This window comes from Hymenobacter ruber, from assembly GCF_054783255.1.
In genome coordinates, this window is the sequence record NZ_BAAGQX010000002.1 from 1,260,278 (window position 1) to 1,273,064 (window position 12,787).

The following is a 12,787-nucleotide window of genomic DNA, read 5'->3' on the forward strand; positions in this document are numbered from 1 at the left end:
GAGCGCAGCGAAGGACCTTCTCACGGTTGAACAATCATTGTTCGTGCGTGAAAAGGTCCTTCGCTGCGCTCAGGATGACTTATTTTTACCCGAACAGTTCAAAATGATATGAACCTCTCCTCTCGCACTATTGCCATCCTCATTGCGCTGCTGGTGGCGGGCGTGCTCACCACCTACGCCCGAATCGGTCCCACGCTGCCGTTTCGGGAGGCTTTTCTGGCGGCGGGCGTCACGGTGGCGGCGTGCTTTCTGTTGATTTACTTGTCGTTTGAAGCGCTGATTTTCAAGGAAATCAACGGCATCTACGCCGGCCTGGAGCACATCAAGCGCAAGGAATTCAAGAAGCTGAGTAATAAGTTTCTGTTTCGGCCCGAGCCCGTGAAGCGCGTGCGCGACGAAATCCTGCAAATGGCCGAGCGCCGCCAGCAGGAGCTGGACGAGCTGGTGCGCCTGCAGGCCCTGCGCCGCGAGTTCCTGGCCGATGTGTCGCACGAGCTCAAAACGCCACTTTTTGCGGCCCAGGGCTTCGTGCACACCATTCTCGATGACGAGGACGACGAAATTGACCTGGCCACCCGCCGCAAGTTTCTCACCAAAGCCGCCGCCAGCCTCGACACGCTCGATGCGCTGGTGCAGGACCTGGTCACTATCGCGCAGCTCGAAAAAGGCGTGGTGCGCATGCGCCGCCAGCGCTTCGATTTGATTGTGCTGGTGCGCGAAATTTTCGAATTATTAGAGCAGCAGGCCGCCCGGCGAGGCACGCACCTGGAGCTATTTCCGCCCAGCCTGCCCGAAACCGGCCTGCTGGTGGTGGCCGACCGCAACCGTATCCGCCAGGTCCTCATCAACTTGATTGACAATGCCATCAAGTACGGCCGCGACAAAGGCCGCGTGGTGGTTTCGTTGGTTGAAAGCGGCCGTTCGGTACGTATCGCCGTGCGCGACGACGGCGCGGGCATTGCCCCCGAGCACCAGGGCCGCATTTTCGAGCGGTTTTACCGCATCGACAAAAGCCGCTCGCGCGAGTCGGGTGGTTCCGGGCTGGGGCTCGCCATCAGCAAGCACATTGTGGAGGCGCATAAGTCCACCATCAAGGTGAAAAGCACCGTGGGCGAAGGCACTACCCTGGAGTTCAAGCTGAATAAGCCCAAAAGCGGGTCCGTGGGAAGCGCAGCCTGAGGCCGTCGTACCTTTGCAGCCTCTTATGAAGCTCCCGAATTTCTCCGACCTCGTTATTTTCGAAAACGACGATTACCTCGTTGTCAACAAACCGCCGTTTCTGGCCACGCTCGATGAGCGGGTGGGCGGCGCGCCCAACATGCTACGCCTGGCCCGCCAGCACCACGACGATATTCAGGCGGCCCACCGCCTCGACCGCGAAACCAGCGGCGCGCTGGCCTTCGCCAAAAACCCGGCCGCCTACCGCCACCTGGCCATGCAGTTTGAGAACCGCGAGGTGAAAAAGCAGTACCACGCCGTGGTGTGGGGCACCCCGCATTTCGACCACCAGCTGGTGGAGCGCAGCATCGAAACCACCAGCCGCGGCAAGGCTCGCCTGGCCTTCAAAGGCAAACCTGCCGAAACCTACTTCACCACCCTCGAAAACTTCACCCGCCACTCGCTCATTCTCTGCGAGCCCGTCACCGGCCGCATGCACCAGATTCGCCTGCACCTGATGTATCTTCAGGCCCCAATTATTGGCGACAAGGACTACGGCGGGGAGGATTTTTACCTTTCTTCGCTCAAGAAGAAATTCAACATGAAGGAGGGCGAGGAAGAGCAGCCGTTCATCAAGCGCTTTGCTCTGCACGCCCTCAAACTACAATTCACCGGCCTGAACGGCCAAGAAATATCGGTAGAAGCGCCTTATCCGAAAGATTTTCGGGTGCTGGTGGAAACGCTGCGCCAGTTGGCGTAGTCGCACAACGGCCTGAGCAGCGTGCTTATTTAATGCGCTCAAAGACCGCCAGTTGGCAAGTCCCCCTGTCTGGGTGAGTAGCATCCCGAACGATGGAACCTTGCCAGCGCAGGCGGAATGCGGGGTTTCGTTGCAGCATTTCCAGCGGAATGTGGGCTTCCGTCTGTGCGTACACATCGTCCCAGACCACCAGAGAGTTTACTGGTAATGTCTCCAGAATGGGGTGCCAGTCCTTGGTTAATGCGGGGCAGTGGGCGGCATCAAATGGGTCGATGCCCAGTGCGGGGGCCACGTAGGGAGCCTGGAACGCTACCGGCGGCAGCTGTCCGGCGTATGTCTGGTACAGCCATTCGGCCGCGCGCTGGGCCAGCTCCTGGTCGGGCGCACGGCTGAAATCGCGGGATGGCCGGATGGCGTTGCGGGCCCCGGTAAACATCCAGCCGACTACCGCTACGGTTGCCACCAGCCGGATGCGCCGGCGGGCCGTTTCGGTATGGGCCCATTCCGTGAGCAGGGCGACGCCATTCAAAGCCACCACGGCCGCCAGCGGCGCAATGCCCGCCAACACCCGTGCCAGTCCCGCCGAATTGAATAAGCCCATGGCCCAGAAGATAGTATGAGCGGCTACAAAGACCGTAATGCTGCCGTATATCAGCAGCAGCTCAGCCGGAAACAATGGCACCTGACGCCGGGCCGGCTGGGCCAGGTCGTGTACCATGCGGGCACCTCCCATAACAAATAATACCGTGAGCACCCAGCCCAGCAGGTTGGGAATATTGCGCAGAAAATGGCTCCACTCGCCGTGCCCGTACACCGACACCGTGCCGTACGGATTGTGCCCAAACACCCAACCTAGCTCGCCAAATGCCAGCGCGCCAATGGCGGTATATAGTGCGTAGCCCAGTACCAGCAGCGGCAAGCTGCGCCATTGCCGCTGCCACGCCAGGTATACCACCCACAGGCCAATCAGCATAAACCCTTCGGAGCGCGCAAACGGCAGAAATGAAACCACCGCCGCCGACCAACCCGGCCGGCCGGCCACGGCCAGCCACACCGCCCCCACCAGCACCAGCCCAAACAACGGCTCGGTGAGACCGGAAAACTGAATCAGGAAATAATCGGGAGCCGCGTAGGCAAATAGAATAGCCAGCTCCGGCACGGGCAGGCGCAAGGCCTGTGCAATACGGAAAGCGCACCAGGCCGAAGCGGCCACCACCACGCATTGAAACGCCTTCATTCCCATGAACCCAGCCTGCGCCGGCCCCGCCGCCAGCAGCGTAAGCAACGGTTTCGCCCACGAATCCAGAAAATTGAGCGGGTGTGCGAATGCGTAGCGGGCAAACAGGTAATGATTGATGCTGTCGCCGGAATCATGCGTGCCTTTGGTGAAAAAGGCCACGACGAGGGACAAGGCGAATAACCCGGCCAGCAACAGCCGGGCACGGCGGGCAGCAACAGCAGAAACCGGCACAGCGGCAGTGGAAAGCATAGGCAATGACAAACCGTAAAAGTACGCCTACGCCCCATGAACCCCTACTTACTTCATTACATGCCCCCCGGCCAGCAGTGTTAAATATAAATTCCGACTCCTGCGGAACTGCTTGCCACAAGCTTTCCCAGAAAAACTACTGCGCCACGTTTGCCTATTTCCCGATAAATCAGTACCTTTGTGTCCGTTTTTCCCGAAGCCCTAGCGGCTCCGTACTCTTATTCAATAGTTTAGCATACCTTTTTTTCGACTCATGGACCACCTGAGCTTCAAGACGACCCACGTCAATAAGGCCAACGCCCAGAAGAGCTGGGTTATCGTAGACGCCAGCGTCGCCCCTCTGGGCCGCGTTGCCAGCCAGATTGCCAACATTCTGCGCGGCAAGCACAAGCCTTCGTTTACGCCCAACGCTGATTGCGGCGACAACGTCATCGTTATCAACGCCGACAACCTGCGCGTAACGGGCAAGAAAATGACCGAGAAGGTCTACATCACGCACTCGGGCTACCCCGGCGGCCAGAAACGTCGCACCGTGCGCGAGCAGATGAACCGCGATTCGCGTCGTGTAATTGAGCACGCTGTGAAAGGCATGCTGCAAGGCAACAAACTCGGCTCGGCCCAGTACCGCAACCTGTACGTGTACGCCGGCAACGAGCATCCCCACGAGGCACAGCAGCCTGTGGCAATCGAACTGAAAAACCTGTAAGCCACAAAGGCTTACGCTCTTTAATTTTTCCACTAATGGCAATTACCAACACCTCTGGTAGAAGAAAAACCTCGGTGGCCCGCATCTACATGCAGGCCGGGCAAGGGAATATCACTATCAATGACCGGGACATGAAGTCGTATTTCAGCAACGAGTTGCTGGAAAACGTAGTGAACCAACCCCTGGCAATTCTTGAGCAAGTCGGCCAGTACGACATCAAGGTGAACGTGAAAGGCGGCGGCATTTCGGCTCAGGCCGAGGCTATCCGTCTGGCAATCACCAAGGCTCTGGTTAGCGATAACGAAGAAGTTCGTCCTGCTTTAAAGAAGGAAGGCTTCATGACCCGCGACCCGCGCATGGTGGAACGCAAGAAATTCGGCAAGCGCAAAGCTCGTCGCTCGTTCCAGTTCTCGAAACGCTAATACCAGGAGGATACTATCATGGCTCAGACGACTTATAAGGACCTGCTCGACGCAGGTGCCCACTTTGGTCACCTCACCCGCAAGTGGGACCCCAAAATGGCGCCGTATATCTTCATGGAGAAGAACGGCATCCACATCATCGACCTCAACAAAACGTTGGTTTCGCTTGATTACGCAGCCCAGGCTATTCGCAACATCGCGAAGAGCGGCCGCAAAATCATGTTCGTAGCCACGAAAAAGCAGGCACAGGAAATCGTTACGACGGAAGCCGAGCGTCTGAAGATGCCTTTCGTGACCGACCGGTGGTTGGGCGGCATGCTCACCAACTTCGCCACGGTTCGCAAGAGCCTGAAGAAGATGGCCACCATCGACAAGATGGTGAAAGAGAACACCGCTTACGCGGCATTGGCTAAGCGCGAGAAGCTGATGATGCAGCGCGAGCGCGAGAAGCTCGACCGCGTACTCGGCGGTATCGCCGACCTCGGCCGTCTGCCCGCTGCCCTGTTTGTAGTGGACGTGAAGCGCGAGCACATCGCCGTGAAAGAGGCGCACAAACTGGGTATCCCAGTTTTCGCTATCTGCGATACCAACTCGAACCCCGAGCTGGTGCAGTTCCCGATTCCTGCTAACGACGATGCCTCGAAGTCGATTCAGCTCATCGTGAGCGTGATTGGCAAGGCCATCGAAGACGGCCTGTCGGAGCGCAAAGTTGACAAAGAAGACGCCGACCGCAAGGAAGCCGACGAGGCTGCCATTGCTGAAAAGACGGCTGCTGACGAAGAATAGTCTCTTCTTAGCTCTTTGAAAAAAGGGAACCTTCGAGTAGTCTAGGCTCCGGAGGTTCCCTTTTTTATTTTGCTCCCTTCCTTACCAAGGAGGGGATGTTCGAACCGAAGGTTCGGACGGGGGTGGTTATGGCGTTGCGCTTGCTAGAACAGTTTCGCAGCAACGATGCGACCGCCCACAACCACCCCAGCTGACGCTTCGCGCCAGCGTCCCCTCCTTGGTAAGGAGGGGAGTTTGAAGTTCTTTCAATCTCAACCCAACAAACACAACATCTAATGGCCGCTATTACCGCCGCAGACGTAAACAAGCTCCGCACCATGACCGGTGCCGGCATGATGGATTGCAAAAAAGCCCTGACCGAAGCCGATGGCGACTTCGAAGCTGCGCGCGACATTCTGCGCAAAGCCGGTCAGAAAATCGCTGACAAGCGCGCCGAGAACACGACGTCGGAAGGCTTCGTGACCGTGGCCGTGAGCGAGGATGGCACCAACGGCAAGCTGGTGGCCCTGGCCTGCGAAACGGAGTCGGTAGCTAAAGTGGCTAACTTCCGCGAGTTGGTGCAGCGCATTCTGGATGCTGCTGTGCGCACCAACGCCGCTACCAAAGAAGACCTGCTGGCTGTGAAGGAGGACGATGGCCTGACTATTCAGGAGCACATCACCGACCTGACCGGCAAAATCGGCGAGAAGCTGGACCTGACCTACGTGACCCTGACCGGCGAGAAAGTAGCTTCGTACATCCACTCCGACAGCAAGAAAGGCGTGCTTGTAGCCCTGAAGAACGTGGGCTCGGCCGACGCTGCTGCCGTGGGCCGCGACGTGGCCATGCAAATTGTGGCCATGAAGCCCGTTGCCGTTGACAAAGACGGTGTGGACTCGGCTACGGTGGAGCGCGAAATCGAAATCGGCAAAGAGCAGGCGCGTGCCGAAGGCAAGCCCGAGGCGATGCTGGAGAAAATCGCCCAAGGCAAGCTGAACAAATTCTACAAAGAGCAGACCCTGCTGAACCAAGAGTTCGTGAAAGACGGCTCGATGACCATCGCTCAGCTGCTTGACAGCAAGTCGAAAGGTATGACCGTGACGGACTTCAAGCGCGTGGCTATCGGCGCTTAATTGCCGCTTTTAGCTAAATTGAAAGCCCCGCTGGCATTGTGTCGGCGGGGCTTTTCTTTATTCTATTCACTAAGCAAATCGAGGTTTCGTAATCCTAGCACAACATCTGGTATATCATCATCTATAACCATACCGTCAATATATATGCTAGTTTCATCGGCTCGCATCAGTTGCCACTTTTGAAGCACCTCCTCTGCTTCCTCACCTGCGCTCATATTTAAATGGGTTCGAGGGGGCGGGCAATATTGATTCCACATACTTGATAAAGCACCCAATGCTTCAAACAGGTCTTGATTGCGCCTCTTAATCTGGTGCTTTAATTCCTCATTCTCGGCTTTCAGCTTTGCCATTGTTGCTTCCGAATCCATGGTGCAAATTATTTATTCCTTCTGTTTCTGCCACGCCCGCACCCGCGCTTTGGCATTTTCGCGGATGTTCATGTAAAACAGTGCGTAGTCGGCGATGTGGCGAGAGTAGCGCAGCTTCTTCTTGCCGGAGGGCGGGAAGTGCGGAAAGCCTTTGAAGCGCGGCGCGTGCACCCAGAGCTGGCCGTGGTGTATCTGGGCGTCGGTGAAGTTGGGGTGGACGTGCTTGAAGCGGATGCTGACCGCGCCGCGGTTGAGGCTGGCCGGGGCCAGGGTGGAGTCGAGCGTCCAGGTGAGGGGGTTGACGGCGATGCTGGGTTGGAACATGGATGATTCGTGGCCGGCGTCGGAGGTGTTGTAGGCGATGAAGCAGTCGGTAGCCAGCGAATCGGTGCAGGGCTTGATGGTCAGGAATTCGTTGGGCTTCACCTGGAAGCCGATGAGGTAGGCGGCCACGAGCTGGCCGCGCAGTGGGGTGGCTTTATCGAAAAACTCGTGGAGCAGGCGCGTGGCGTGGTCGGTACCCTGGCTGTGGCCGGCGATGATGAACGGGCGGCCCTGGTTGTAGTGCGCGAGGTAGTACTGGAAGGCGGCCCGCACGTCGGAATAGGCCAGTTCCAGCGCTTGCTGGCCGTTGGGCTCTTTGTCGAGGAAGGAGAAAAGCGTGGCCTGCCGGTAGCGCGGCGCGTAGATGCGGCCCGTGGCGTTGAACACGCTGGCCTGCTGCTTGATGGTGGTGCGGTCGGTGTATTTGTTCAACCACTTTTTGCGCACGTCGCCGTTCCAGTTTCGGGGCGAGTAGTAGGTGGTGGGGTGAATGAAAAATACATCGACAGGGGCCGTGGCCTGCTCATTGCGCAACATGGAATGCCGAGGCACGGCATCGGCTGAATCTTTCTTGGTGGGCAGGGCGGCCCAGTTGCTGGCTTGGGCGTAGTCGGGCGCGGGTGGGGACGTGTATTTCTCGAAATTTCGGCCCGGCTTGAGCAGCAGCCGGATGCAGCCGTTCAACGGCAGGAGCAGCAGTAGAAGCAGGGCGGTGCGGAGACAGGATGATAAAACAGACATATTCAACAGGACGCCATGCTGAACGAAGTCGAAGCATCTCGCGTGCAGCCATAATCCAAACATCTGGATTTACTACCACACGCGAGATGCTTCGACTTCGCTCTGCATGACGTCCTTTTTTAATTCGATACAACAGGCCAATGCTTCAACTCGCGCGGGGTGCCGTCGGGTTTGTAAAGCAGTGTCAGCGGCTCAGCGGGTTTAGCTACTACATCAGCGAGAGTGATGTTCCAGCGCAGCCACATTTCGGCCAGGGTTTGGGTGTAGGCGCTGTTTTCCCAGGGGTTGAAGATGGCTCCGGTCACGTCGTCGATGAGGGCATCGAAGACTATTTGGGTGTCGCCGGGGCGCGGGTGACGCGGGTAGATATCGGGGACGACGTGCAGCAAGTGCGCGGCGTAGTACACGCGGGCCTTGAACTCGGCAATCTGCACGGGGTGCAGGGGGCGCTGGGCATCGGCGTAGACCTTGCGCATGGCCTGGCCCACGAGGCCGATATCGACCAGACAGGCGACCAGCACGGTTTTATCGAGCTTGATACTGAATACGAGCGTGTTCAAGTCGTCATCATACTCGAAAGGCGTCACGTCTTCGGACGAGTCGGCTTCGAGCACGAACACGGAGCCGGGCACGAAATCGGCATACTCGGTAGGCACGCGCAGGCCCTGCAATAGCTGAAAAAACGCTTGGAAGCGGCGCACCAAGGCGGCGTTTTCGGCCAGCGGGTACTTGGGCTTTATCAGCGGCTCGAACTCGTTCAGCAGCTCGGTGATGAAGATGCCGTAGAACATTTTGCCCATCCAGAGGAAGAGTGTGTCGTCGCCGAGGGCGCGCAGGGCGGCGGGGCCTTGCGTGGCGGCGGCCTCTACCCTACTCTCCAGTTCTTCGATGCGCTGGCGGGCGGCGGGGGCGGCGGGCAGGCGCAGGTCCTTGATGAGGACGGTGCGCTGGTCGAGCAACTGAATCGGGCGCTCGCTAAGGTTGTAACGGGCCTGCAGCCACTCGGCGAACACGGGCACGGTATCATCGGGGCCGACGGGCTGGCCGCTGAGGAAGCAGGTTTCGGGACCGAAGCGCATGCCGTCGAACGGGTCGTAGGGCAGCAGGTCGGTAGGAGATAATGGAGCCATAAAAAGCAGTAGCGCGAACTTTGTAGTTCGCGTCACCACGCGGCCAGCCGGAATTTTCCGGGCAGCGCGGTGACGCGAACTACAAAGTTCGCGCTACAATGGTTACGGCGGAGCGGCTGCCGGTTTACTTCGAGAGCGTGTTGCCAGCTTTGATGAGCTGCTTGCTCAGGTTGGCGAGGGGCGCAGCGTAGTCGCCGCCGGCTTCTTCGGCTACTTTGGCGGTTTCGGCACCCAGGCTGGCGAGAATTTCGGCGATATCGTGGGCAGGCGTTTTACTATCCGATAGCATGTCGCTGAGCTGGCTTAGTTCCTGCTTGATTTTGGCCAGGCCGGGCCGGTCGGAAGCAGCCAGCACGGCAGCCCAGCGCTCGACTTCGGTGCGGCCTTGCGGGCCGGAATTGGTGGGCGTGCTGGCCGTGAGGAACGTGAGGGTGTCGTCGAGCAGCGCAGTGTTTTGCTGGTCGCTTACAGCCATGGGCACGGCGGGCGTGGCGGGCGTTTGCGGAGTGGCGGCGGTGGAATCCATGGGAATGCGAGAATGAAAAGATGCGTGAGGGCTATACTGATGCAGGCCGATAAAAGTTAGCTGGGCGGTTTGCGCGGGCCTGGTCGGCGGTCAGGCCTTGCCGGGCACGGCCCGCGCATGGGTTACCTTTTTCCTCCCCGTTGATTAATCATCAAATCTCACTCTCTAATTCAACGACCATGAAAATCTCCGTTAAAGCCCTCTTCGTTGCCGCCGCCGTCGCTTTCACCGCCACTGCCTGCGAGCAAACCAAAACCACCGAAACCACGACCACTACGCCCGAAGGCACCACTGCTACCGTAACCACCGATACCACCGCCACGATGTCGACCGAAGAAGCTGGCGCTAAAATGGATGCTGCCGGCAACAAGATGGAAGGCAAAATGGAGGAAGCCGGCGCGAAAATGGATGCCGCTGGCGAAAAAATGGGCGCTAAGATGGACGCCGCCGGTGCCAAGATGGACGCCAAAATGGACGCCGCCGGCCGCAAGATGGACGCCATGGGCGACGCTGCCGCCAAATCGGCCCAGCAGACCAAGGAGAACATGAAAGAAGCCGCCAAGAAGTAATTCCGGCCGGTTTTAATTTCCTGAAAAGCCCCGCGCAAGCAATTGCGCGGGGCTTTTTTATGCATTTCGCTCAGGCATTGGCAATTTCCAGGAGCACGTCGTAATACGGGCGGCCCAGGGTGCGGGCGCGCAGCCAGGAGTAAAAACTGATGACTTGCAGGTCTTCGCGCTCTTCGGAAATAAACGGGGGCAGGTGCGTCACGCGGTTGCCGAAATCGTGGTCGTGCGCGGCAGCAGGGTTTTCGATGAGCTCGCGCACCAAGCTGAGGTAGGTAAGCACGGGGCGATAGGGGCCGCCGGCGGGCGCGGCCTCGGTGGCAGTGGCCGCGTCGGCGGGCACGGCGGGAAACAGGTCGCGAATGGTGCGCTCGATGGCGCGCAAACGGGTCAGGGCCTGCTCGGCGTTGTCGAGCTCAATCTGGATAAGCACTTCGCCGATGTTGCGGTTCAGCAGCCATTCCAGGCCCAGGTGCTGTTCGAGCCAATGGTCGGTGCGGGCCAGGCTGAGCAGGGCCTGGTTGGCTTTGGCAAACTTGCCTTCGGCGAAGTAGTGAAACGTGAGCTGAAAGCGGGCCGTGAGGTCGTCGGCGGTAGTAAGGGTTTTGGGACCGCGCAAAGTGGCTTCGAGCAGGCCGATGCTTTCGGCATTGCGACGCAGAAAGGCATAGTTGGCAGCCAGCAGGAAGGTGAAGCGCGGCGCAAATTCGCTGAACTGGCGGCCCGGCCCGGCGCTCATTAGGGCAGTACCTTTTTCCAGGTACGCCACCGACTCGGCAAAGCGGCGCGAGCGGTACAGGGCGTGGGCCAGCATGTAGAGCAGCTTGAGCTGGTGCCCGCGCTGGGCCGGCGCAAAGCCGTGGCGGCGCTCCATGAGATTATAGCAACGCTCGATGAACACGGCAAACGACGTGAAATCGCGCCGCACCAGCATGGCGCTGCGCGTGATGGACATGAGCCGGCTCAGCAGCGAGGGCGAGCGGGCGAAGGCTTCCTGCAAGTCGTACTCGGTGAGAATCTGCTGCAAAATGGCATCAACGGCCACGGCGGCCCGGCCGCGCACCCGCGATTCGCGCAGGCGCTGGCGCAGCAGGCTGTCGGCAATGTTGGCGCGCTCCTGCTCATCGGCGGCTTTTTTGTTGGCCCGGTAGCGGGGCAGGATTTCGTCGAGTGGTGCGGCGTGGGGCGATTCGGCGTGCTGAATCTGGAGGTTGTACACGGCGTTCAGCTGCTCGTGCTGCTCGGTTTCGCGGCCCAGCTTTTCAGCCTTACGCAGGGTGGCCCAGGCCAGGCGCGGAATACCGGCCTCGAAGAGGTATTGGGCCAGGGTGAGGTGGCCGCGCACGGTGGCAGCGGCCGTGGTATCGAGCTGGCGTTGGCGCAGCAGCAGGTAGTCGGTAAGGTGGCGCATGAGGCGCTTGCGCAGCGCGTAGTAGGCCACGGGGTTGGGCTCGTCGGGGTATAGCTGGGCAATCAGCTGCTCGGTTTTGAGCTCCCTGGCCCGCACCAGCAGCTCGTAAAGGCTCGAATCGAGACGCCCGGTGGTTTTGCGTCGCTGCCGCTGAATGAAGCGGCCGAAATCGCGCCGGTCGTCGGGGCTGAGGGTGAGGAGCGTGGTGCGCAGGTCGTCCATTGGTGATGGTAGATAGTGGTTTTCGATTATTTAGGATACAAATTAATATCCTTTTACAACAGCCCTAAATATTGATTTTCAAATAATTGCTTTGTCAAAAGCTCATTGCCTAAGGTCTAACAATGTGCAAAATACGGTTGAAACACGGGTAGTAAATGCGCCACCTTTAGCCATGTTTTCACCCTTAGCCCCTCGCGCCATGTTTGCACGCCTACTCTTCTTGTTTTCCCTGTTGGTGCTGCTGGTCGGCCCGGCCCACGCCCAGGACTTTCTCACCAAGCGCAACGGCGAAGAAGTTGCGGTGAAGGTGATTGAAATAACGCCGGCCGAAGTCAAATACCGCCGCGCCGACAACCCCGACGGCCCGCTCATCAGCATCTGGCGCACCGACGTGTTCATGATTCGCTACGCCAACGGCACGAAGGAAGTGCTCAACGCGGCCCCGGCAGCGGCTACTGGGGCCGGAGCCGGCGTGCCCGTATCGGCCGCGGCGGCGCGCACGGCTTTTCCGGCCGAAGTGCCCACGCTCAGCAATGCGTCGCCCGACGATGCCATTCTCGACGAGCCCATTCGGCTCGATGGCCCGCGCATTGGCTTTACCGTGCTTTCGGCCGGCGTGCTGGACAAAGCCCGCGAAAGCGTGCCCGACCTCAACCCTTTTCTGACGCAGTTTGGCTGGCAGTTTGAGAGCCGCCTGTTTCGGATGCCTAACGGGGTGAGCGGGCTGGCCGAATTCGTGCCGCTGGTGGGCGGGCTCGAACAGGGCAAATTCTTACCCAGCATCAGCGGGTTGCTGGGCATCCGCGGGGCCAAAGGATTCGAGTTCGGCGTGGGGCCGAACCTGACGCCATTAGGGGCCAATCTGGTGTTGGCTATGGGCACTTCGTTTCGCTCCAACGGCATCAACTTTCCCGTGAACGTGGCCGTGGTGCCGGGCAACGGCGGCGCCCGCGTCAGCTTGATGTTGGGGTTCAACGCCCGGCATCGGTAGGCCATGCATGCTTACCACCGCCACGGCTACGGGCAAGGTATAAAATTCCGGCATTCGGCCCACGGCCTCAACGCG

The 12,787-nt window shown here is 59.3% G+C and carries 14 protein-coding genes; 8 read left to right on the forward strand and 6 right to left on the reverse strand.

Annotation, left to right across the window (positions count from 1 at the left end; translation table 11 throughout):
- Positions 1–108 precede the first annotated feature (108 nt).
- Both ACYVM5_RS05980 and ACYVM5_RS05985 read left to right on the forward strand, forming a co-directional pair.
- The gene (locus ACYVM5_RS05980) at positions 109–1,179 is read left to right on the forward strand and encodes a sensor histidine kinase (protein WP_460617217.1); all 1,071 of its coding nucleotides are present in this window, start codon (positions 109–111) and stop codon (positions 1,177–1,179) included.
- Positions 1,180–1,204: 25 nt separating this feature from the next.
- Positions 1,205–1,918, forward strand: coding sequence for an RluA family pseudouridine synthase (locus ACYVM5_RS05985; RefSeq protein ID WP_460617218.1), 714 nt, complete (start codon positions 1,205–1,207; stop codon positions 1,916–1,918).
- A gap of 25 nt (positions 1,919–1,943) precedes the next feature.
- Here the strand turns inward: ACYVM5_RS05985 and ACYVM5_RS05990 are convergent, their stop codons facing one another.
- A complete protein-coding gene (locus tag ACYVM5_RS05990; RefSeq protein WP_460617219.1) occupies positions 1,944–3,407 on the reverse strand; it encodes a hypothetical protein in 1,464 nt (487 codons plus the stop codon).
- A gap of 253 nt (positions 3,408–3,660) precedes the next feature.
- Here ACYVM5_RS05990 and rplM point away from each other — a divergent pair, with 253 nt between their 5' ends.
- The 4 genes from rplM (at position 3,661) to tsf (ending at position 6,433) form a co-directional block, all read left to right on the forward strand.
- Positions 3,661–4,113 (forward strand): large ribosomal subunit protein uL13, encoded by a 453-nt coding sequence (rplM, locus tag ACYVM5_RS05995; protein WP_460609743.1) that lies wholly within the window; start codon positions 3,661–3,663, stop codon positions 4,111–4,113.
- A gap of 35 nt (positions 4,114–4,148) precedes the next feature.
- Positions 4,149–4,535 carry a 30S ribosomal protein S9 gene (gene rpsI / locus ACYVM5_RS06000; RefSeq protein ID WP_460556276.1) on the forward strand — a complete coding sequence of 129 codons (387 nt, stop codon included), beginning with the start codon at positions 4,149–4,151 and terminating at the stop codon, positions 4,533–4,535.
- 18 nt (positions 4,536–4,553) lie between these two features.
- On the forward strand, positions 4,554–5,321 hold the full coding sequence (rpsB, locus tag ACYVM5_RS06005) for a 30S ribosomal protein S2 (protein WP_201977389.1): 768 nt from the start codon (positions 4,554–4,556) through the stop codon (positions 5,319–5,321).
- A 275-nt stretch (positions 5,322–5,596) separates the two neighbouring features.
- Positions 5,597–6,433, forward strand: coding sequence for a translation elongation factor Ts (gene tsf, locus ACYVM5_RS06010; protein WP_460617220.1), 837 nt, complete (start codon positions 5,597–5,599; stop codon positions 6,431–6,433).
- A 62-nt stretch (positions 6,434–6,495) separates the two neighbouring features.
- Here tsf and ACYVM5_RS06015 read toward each other — a convergent pair whose 3' ends face one another.
- The 4 genes from ACYVM5_RS06015 to ACYVM5_RS06030 form a co-directional block, all read right to left on the reverse strand.
- Complete coding sequence (locus tag ACYVM5_RS06015) at positions 6,496–6,801, reverse strand: hypothetical protein (RefSeq protein WP_460617221.1); 306 nt, start codon at positions 6,799–6,801, stop codon at positions 6,496–6,498.
- Positions 6,802–6,813: 12 nt separating this feature from the next.
- The gene (locus tag ACYVM5_RS06020; protein WP_460617222.1) at positions 6,814–7,866 is read right to left on the reverse strand and encodes a DUF3089 domain-containing protein; all 1,053 of its coding nucleotides are present in this window, start codon (positions 7,864–7,866) and stop codon (positions 6,814–6,816) included.
- A gap of 119 nt (positions 7,867–7,985) precedes the next feature.
- Positions 7,986–8,996 (reverse strand): hypothetical protein, encoded by a 1,011-nt coding sequence (locus tag ACYVM5_RS06025; RefSeq protein WP_460617223.1) that lies wholly within the window; start codon positions 8,994–8,996, stop codon positions 7,986–7,988.
- A gap of 124 nt (positions 8,997–9,120) precedes the next feature.
- Positions 9,121–9,522: a hypothetical protein gene (locus ACYVM5_RS06030; RefSeq protein ID WP_460617224.1), complete on the reverse strand. Its 402-nt coding sequence runs from the start codon at positions 9,520–9,522 to the stop codon at positions 9,121–9,123.
- A 179-nt stretch (positions 9,523–9,701) separates the two neighbouring features.
- Here ACYVM5_RS06030 and ACYVM5_RS06035 point away from each other — a divergent pair, with 179 nt between their 5' ends.
- Positions 9,702–10,091, forward strand: a complete 390-nt coding sequence (locus tag ACYVM5_RS06035; RefSeq protein ID WP_460617225.1) for a hypothetical protein — start codon at positions 9,702–9,704, stop codon at positions 10,089–10,091.
- Between the two features lie 70 nt (positions 10,092–10,161).
- On the opposite strand, the gene ACYVM5_RS06040 is transcribed toward ACYVM5_RS06035, so the two are convergent.
- A complete protein-coding gene (locus ACYVM5_RS06040; RefSeq protein WP_460617226.1) occupies positions 10,162–11,721 on the reverse strand; it encodes a hypothetical protein in 1,560 nt (519 codons plus the stop codon).
- A 199-nt stretch (positions 11,722–11,920) separates the two neighbouring features.
- Here ACYVM5_RS06040 and ACYVM5_RS06045 point away from each other — a divergent pair, with 199 nt between their 5' ends.
- Positions 11,921–12,712, forward strand: a complete 792-nt coding sequence (locus tag ACYVM5_RS06045) for a hypothetical protein (RefSeq protein WP_460617227.1) — start codon at positions 11,921–11,923, stop codon at positions 12,710–12,712.
- The last annotated feature ends 75 nt before the right edge of the window (positions 12,713–12,787 follow it).

What these genes read in the sequence shown, in the direction of transcription:
- ACYVM5_RS06015 (WP_460617221.1), bottom strand. Translation starts at nt 6,801, where the DNA reads ATGGATTCGGAAGCAACAATGGCAAAGCTGAAAGCCGAGAATGAGGAA.
- ACYVM5_RS06035 (WP_460617225.1), top strand. Translation starts at nt 9,702, where the DNA reads ATGAAAATCTCCGTTAAAGCCCTCTTCGTTGCCGCCGCCGTCGCTTTC.
- rplM (WP_460609743.1), top strand. Translation starts at nt 3,661, where the DNA reads ATGGACCACCTGAGCTTCAAGACGACCCACGTCAATAAGGCCAACGCC.
- ACYVM5_RS06045 (WP_460617227.1), top strand. Translation starts at nt 11,921, where the DNA reads ATGTTTGCACGCCTACTCTTCTTGTTTTCCCTGTTGGTGCTGCTGGTC.
- ACYVM5_RS05990 (WP_460617219.1), bottom strand. Translation starts at nt 3,407, where the DNA reads ATGCTTTCCACTGCCGCTGTGCCGGTTTCTGCTGTTGCTGCCCGCCGT.
- ACYVM5_RS06025 (WP_460617223.1), bottom strand. Translation starts at nt 8,996, where the DNA reads ATGGCTCCATTATCTCCTACCGACCTGCTGCCCTACGACCCGTTCGAC.
- rpsI (WP_460556276.1), top strand. Translation starts at nt 4,149, where the DNA reads ATGGCAATTACCAACACCTCTGGTAGAAGAAAAACCTCGGTGGCCCGC.
- rpsB (WP_201977389.1), top strand. Translation starts at nt 4,554, where the DNA reads ATGGCTCAGACGACTTATAAGGACCTGCTCGACGCAGGTGCCCACTTT.
- ACYVM5_RS06030 (WP_460617224.1), bottom strand. Translation starts at nt 9,522, where the DNA reads ATGGATTCCACCGCCGCCACTCCGCAAACGCCCGCCACGCCCGCCGTG.
- ACYVM5_RS06040 (WP_460617226.1), bottom strand. Translation starts at nt 11,721, where the DNA reads ATGGACGACCTGCGCACCACGCTCCTCACCCTCAGCCCCGACGACCGG.
- ACYVM5_RS05985 (WP_460617218.1), top strand. Translation starts at nt 1,205, where the DNA reads ATGAAGCTCCCGAATTTCTCCGACCTCGTTATTTTCGAAAACGACGAT.
- ACYVM5_RS06020 (WP_460617222.1), bottom strand. Translation starts at nt 7,866, where the DNA reads ATGTCTGTTTTATCATCCTGTCTCCGCACCGCCCTGCTTCTACTGCTG.
- ACYVM5_RS05980 (WP_460617217.1), top strand. Translation starts at nt 109, where the DNA reads ATGAACCTCTCCTCTCGCACTATTGCCATCCTCATTGCGCTGCTGGTG.
- tsf (WP_460617220.1), top strand. Translation starts at nt 5,597, where the DNA reads ATGGCCGCTATTACCGCCGCAGACGTAAACAAGCTCCGCACCATGACC.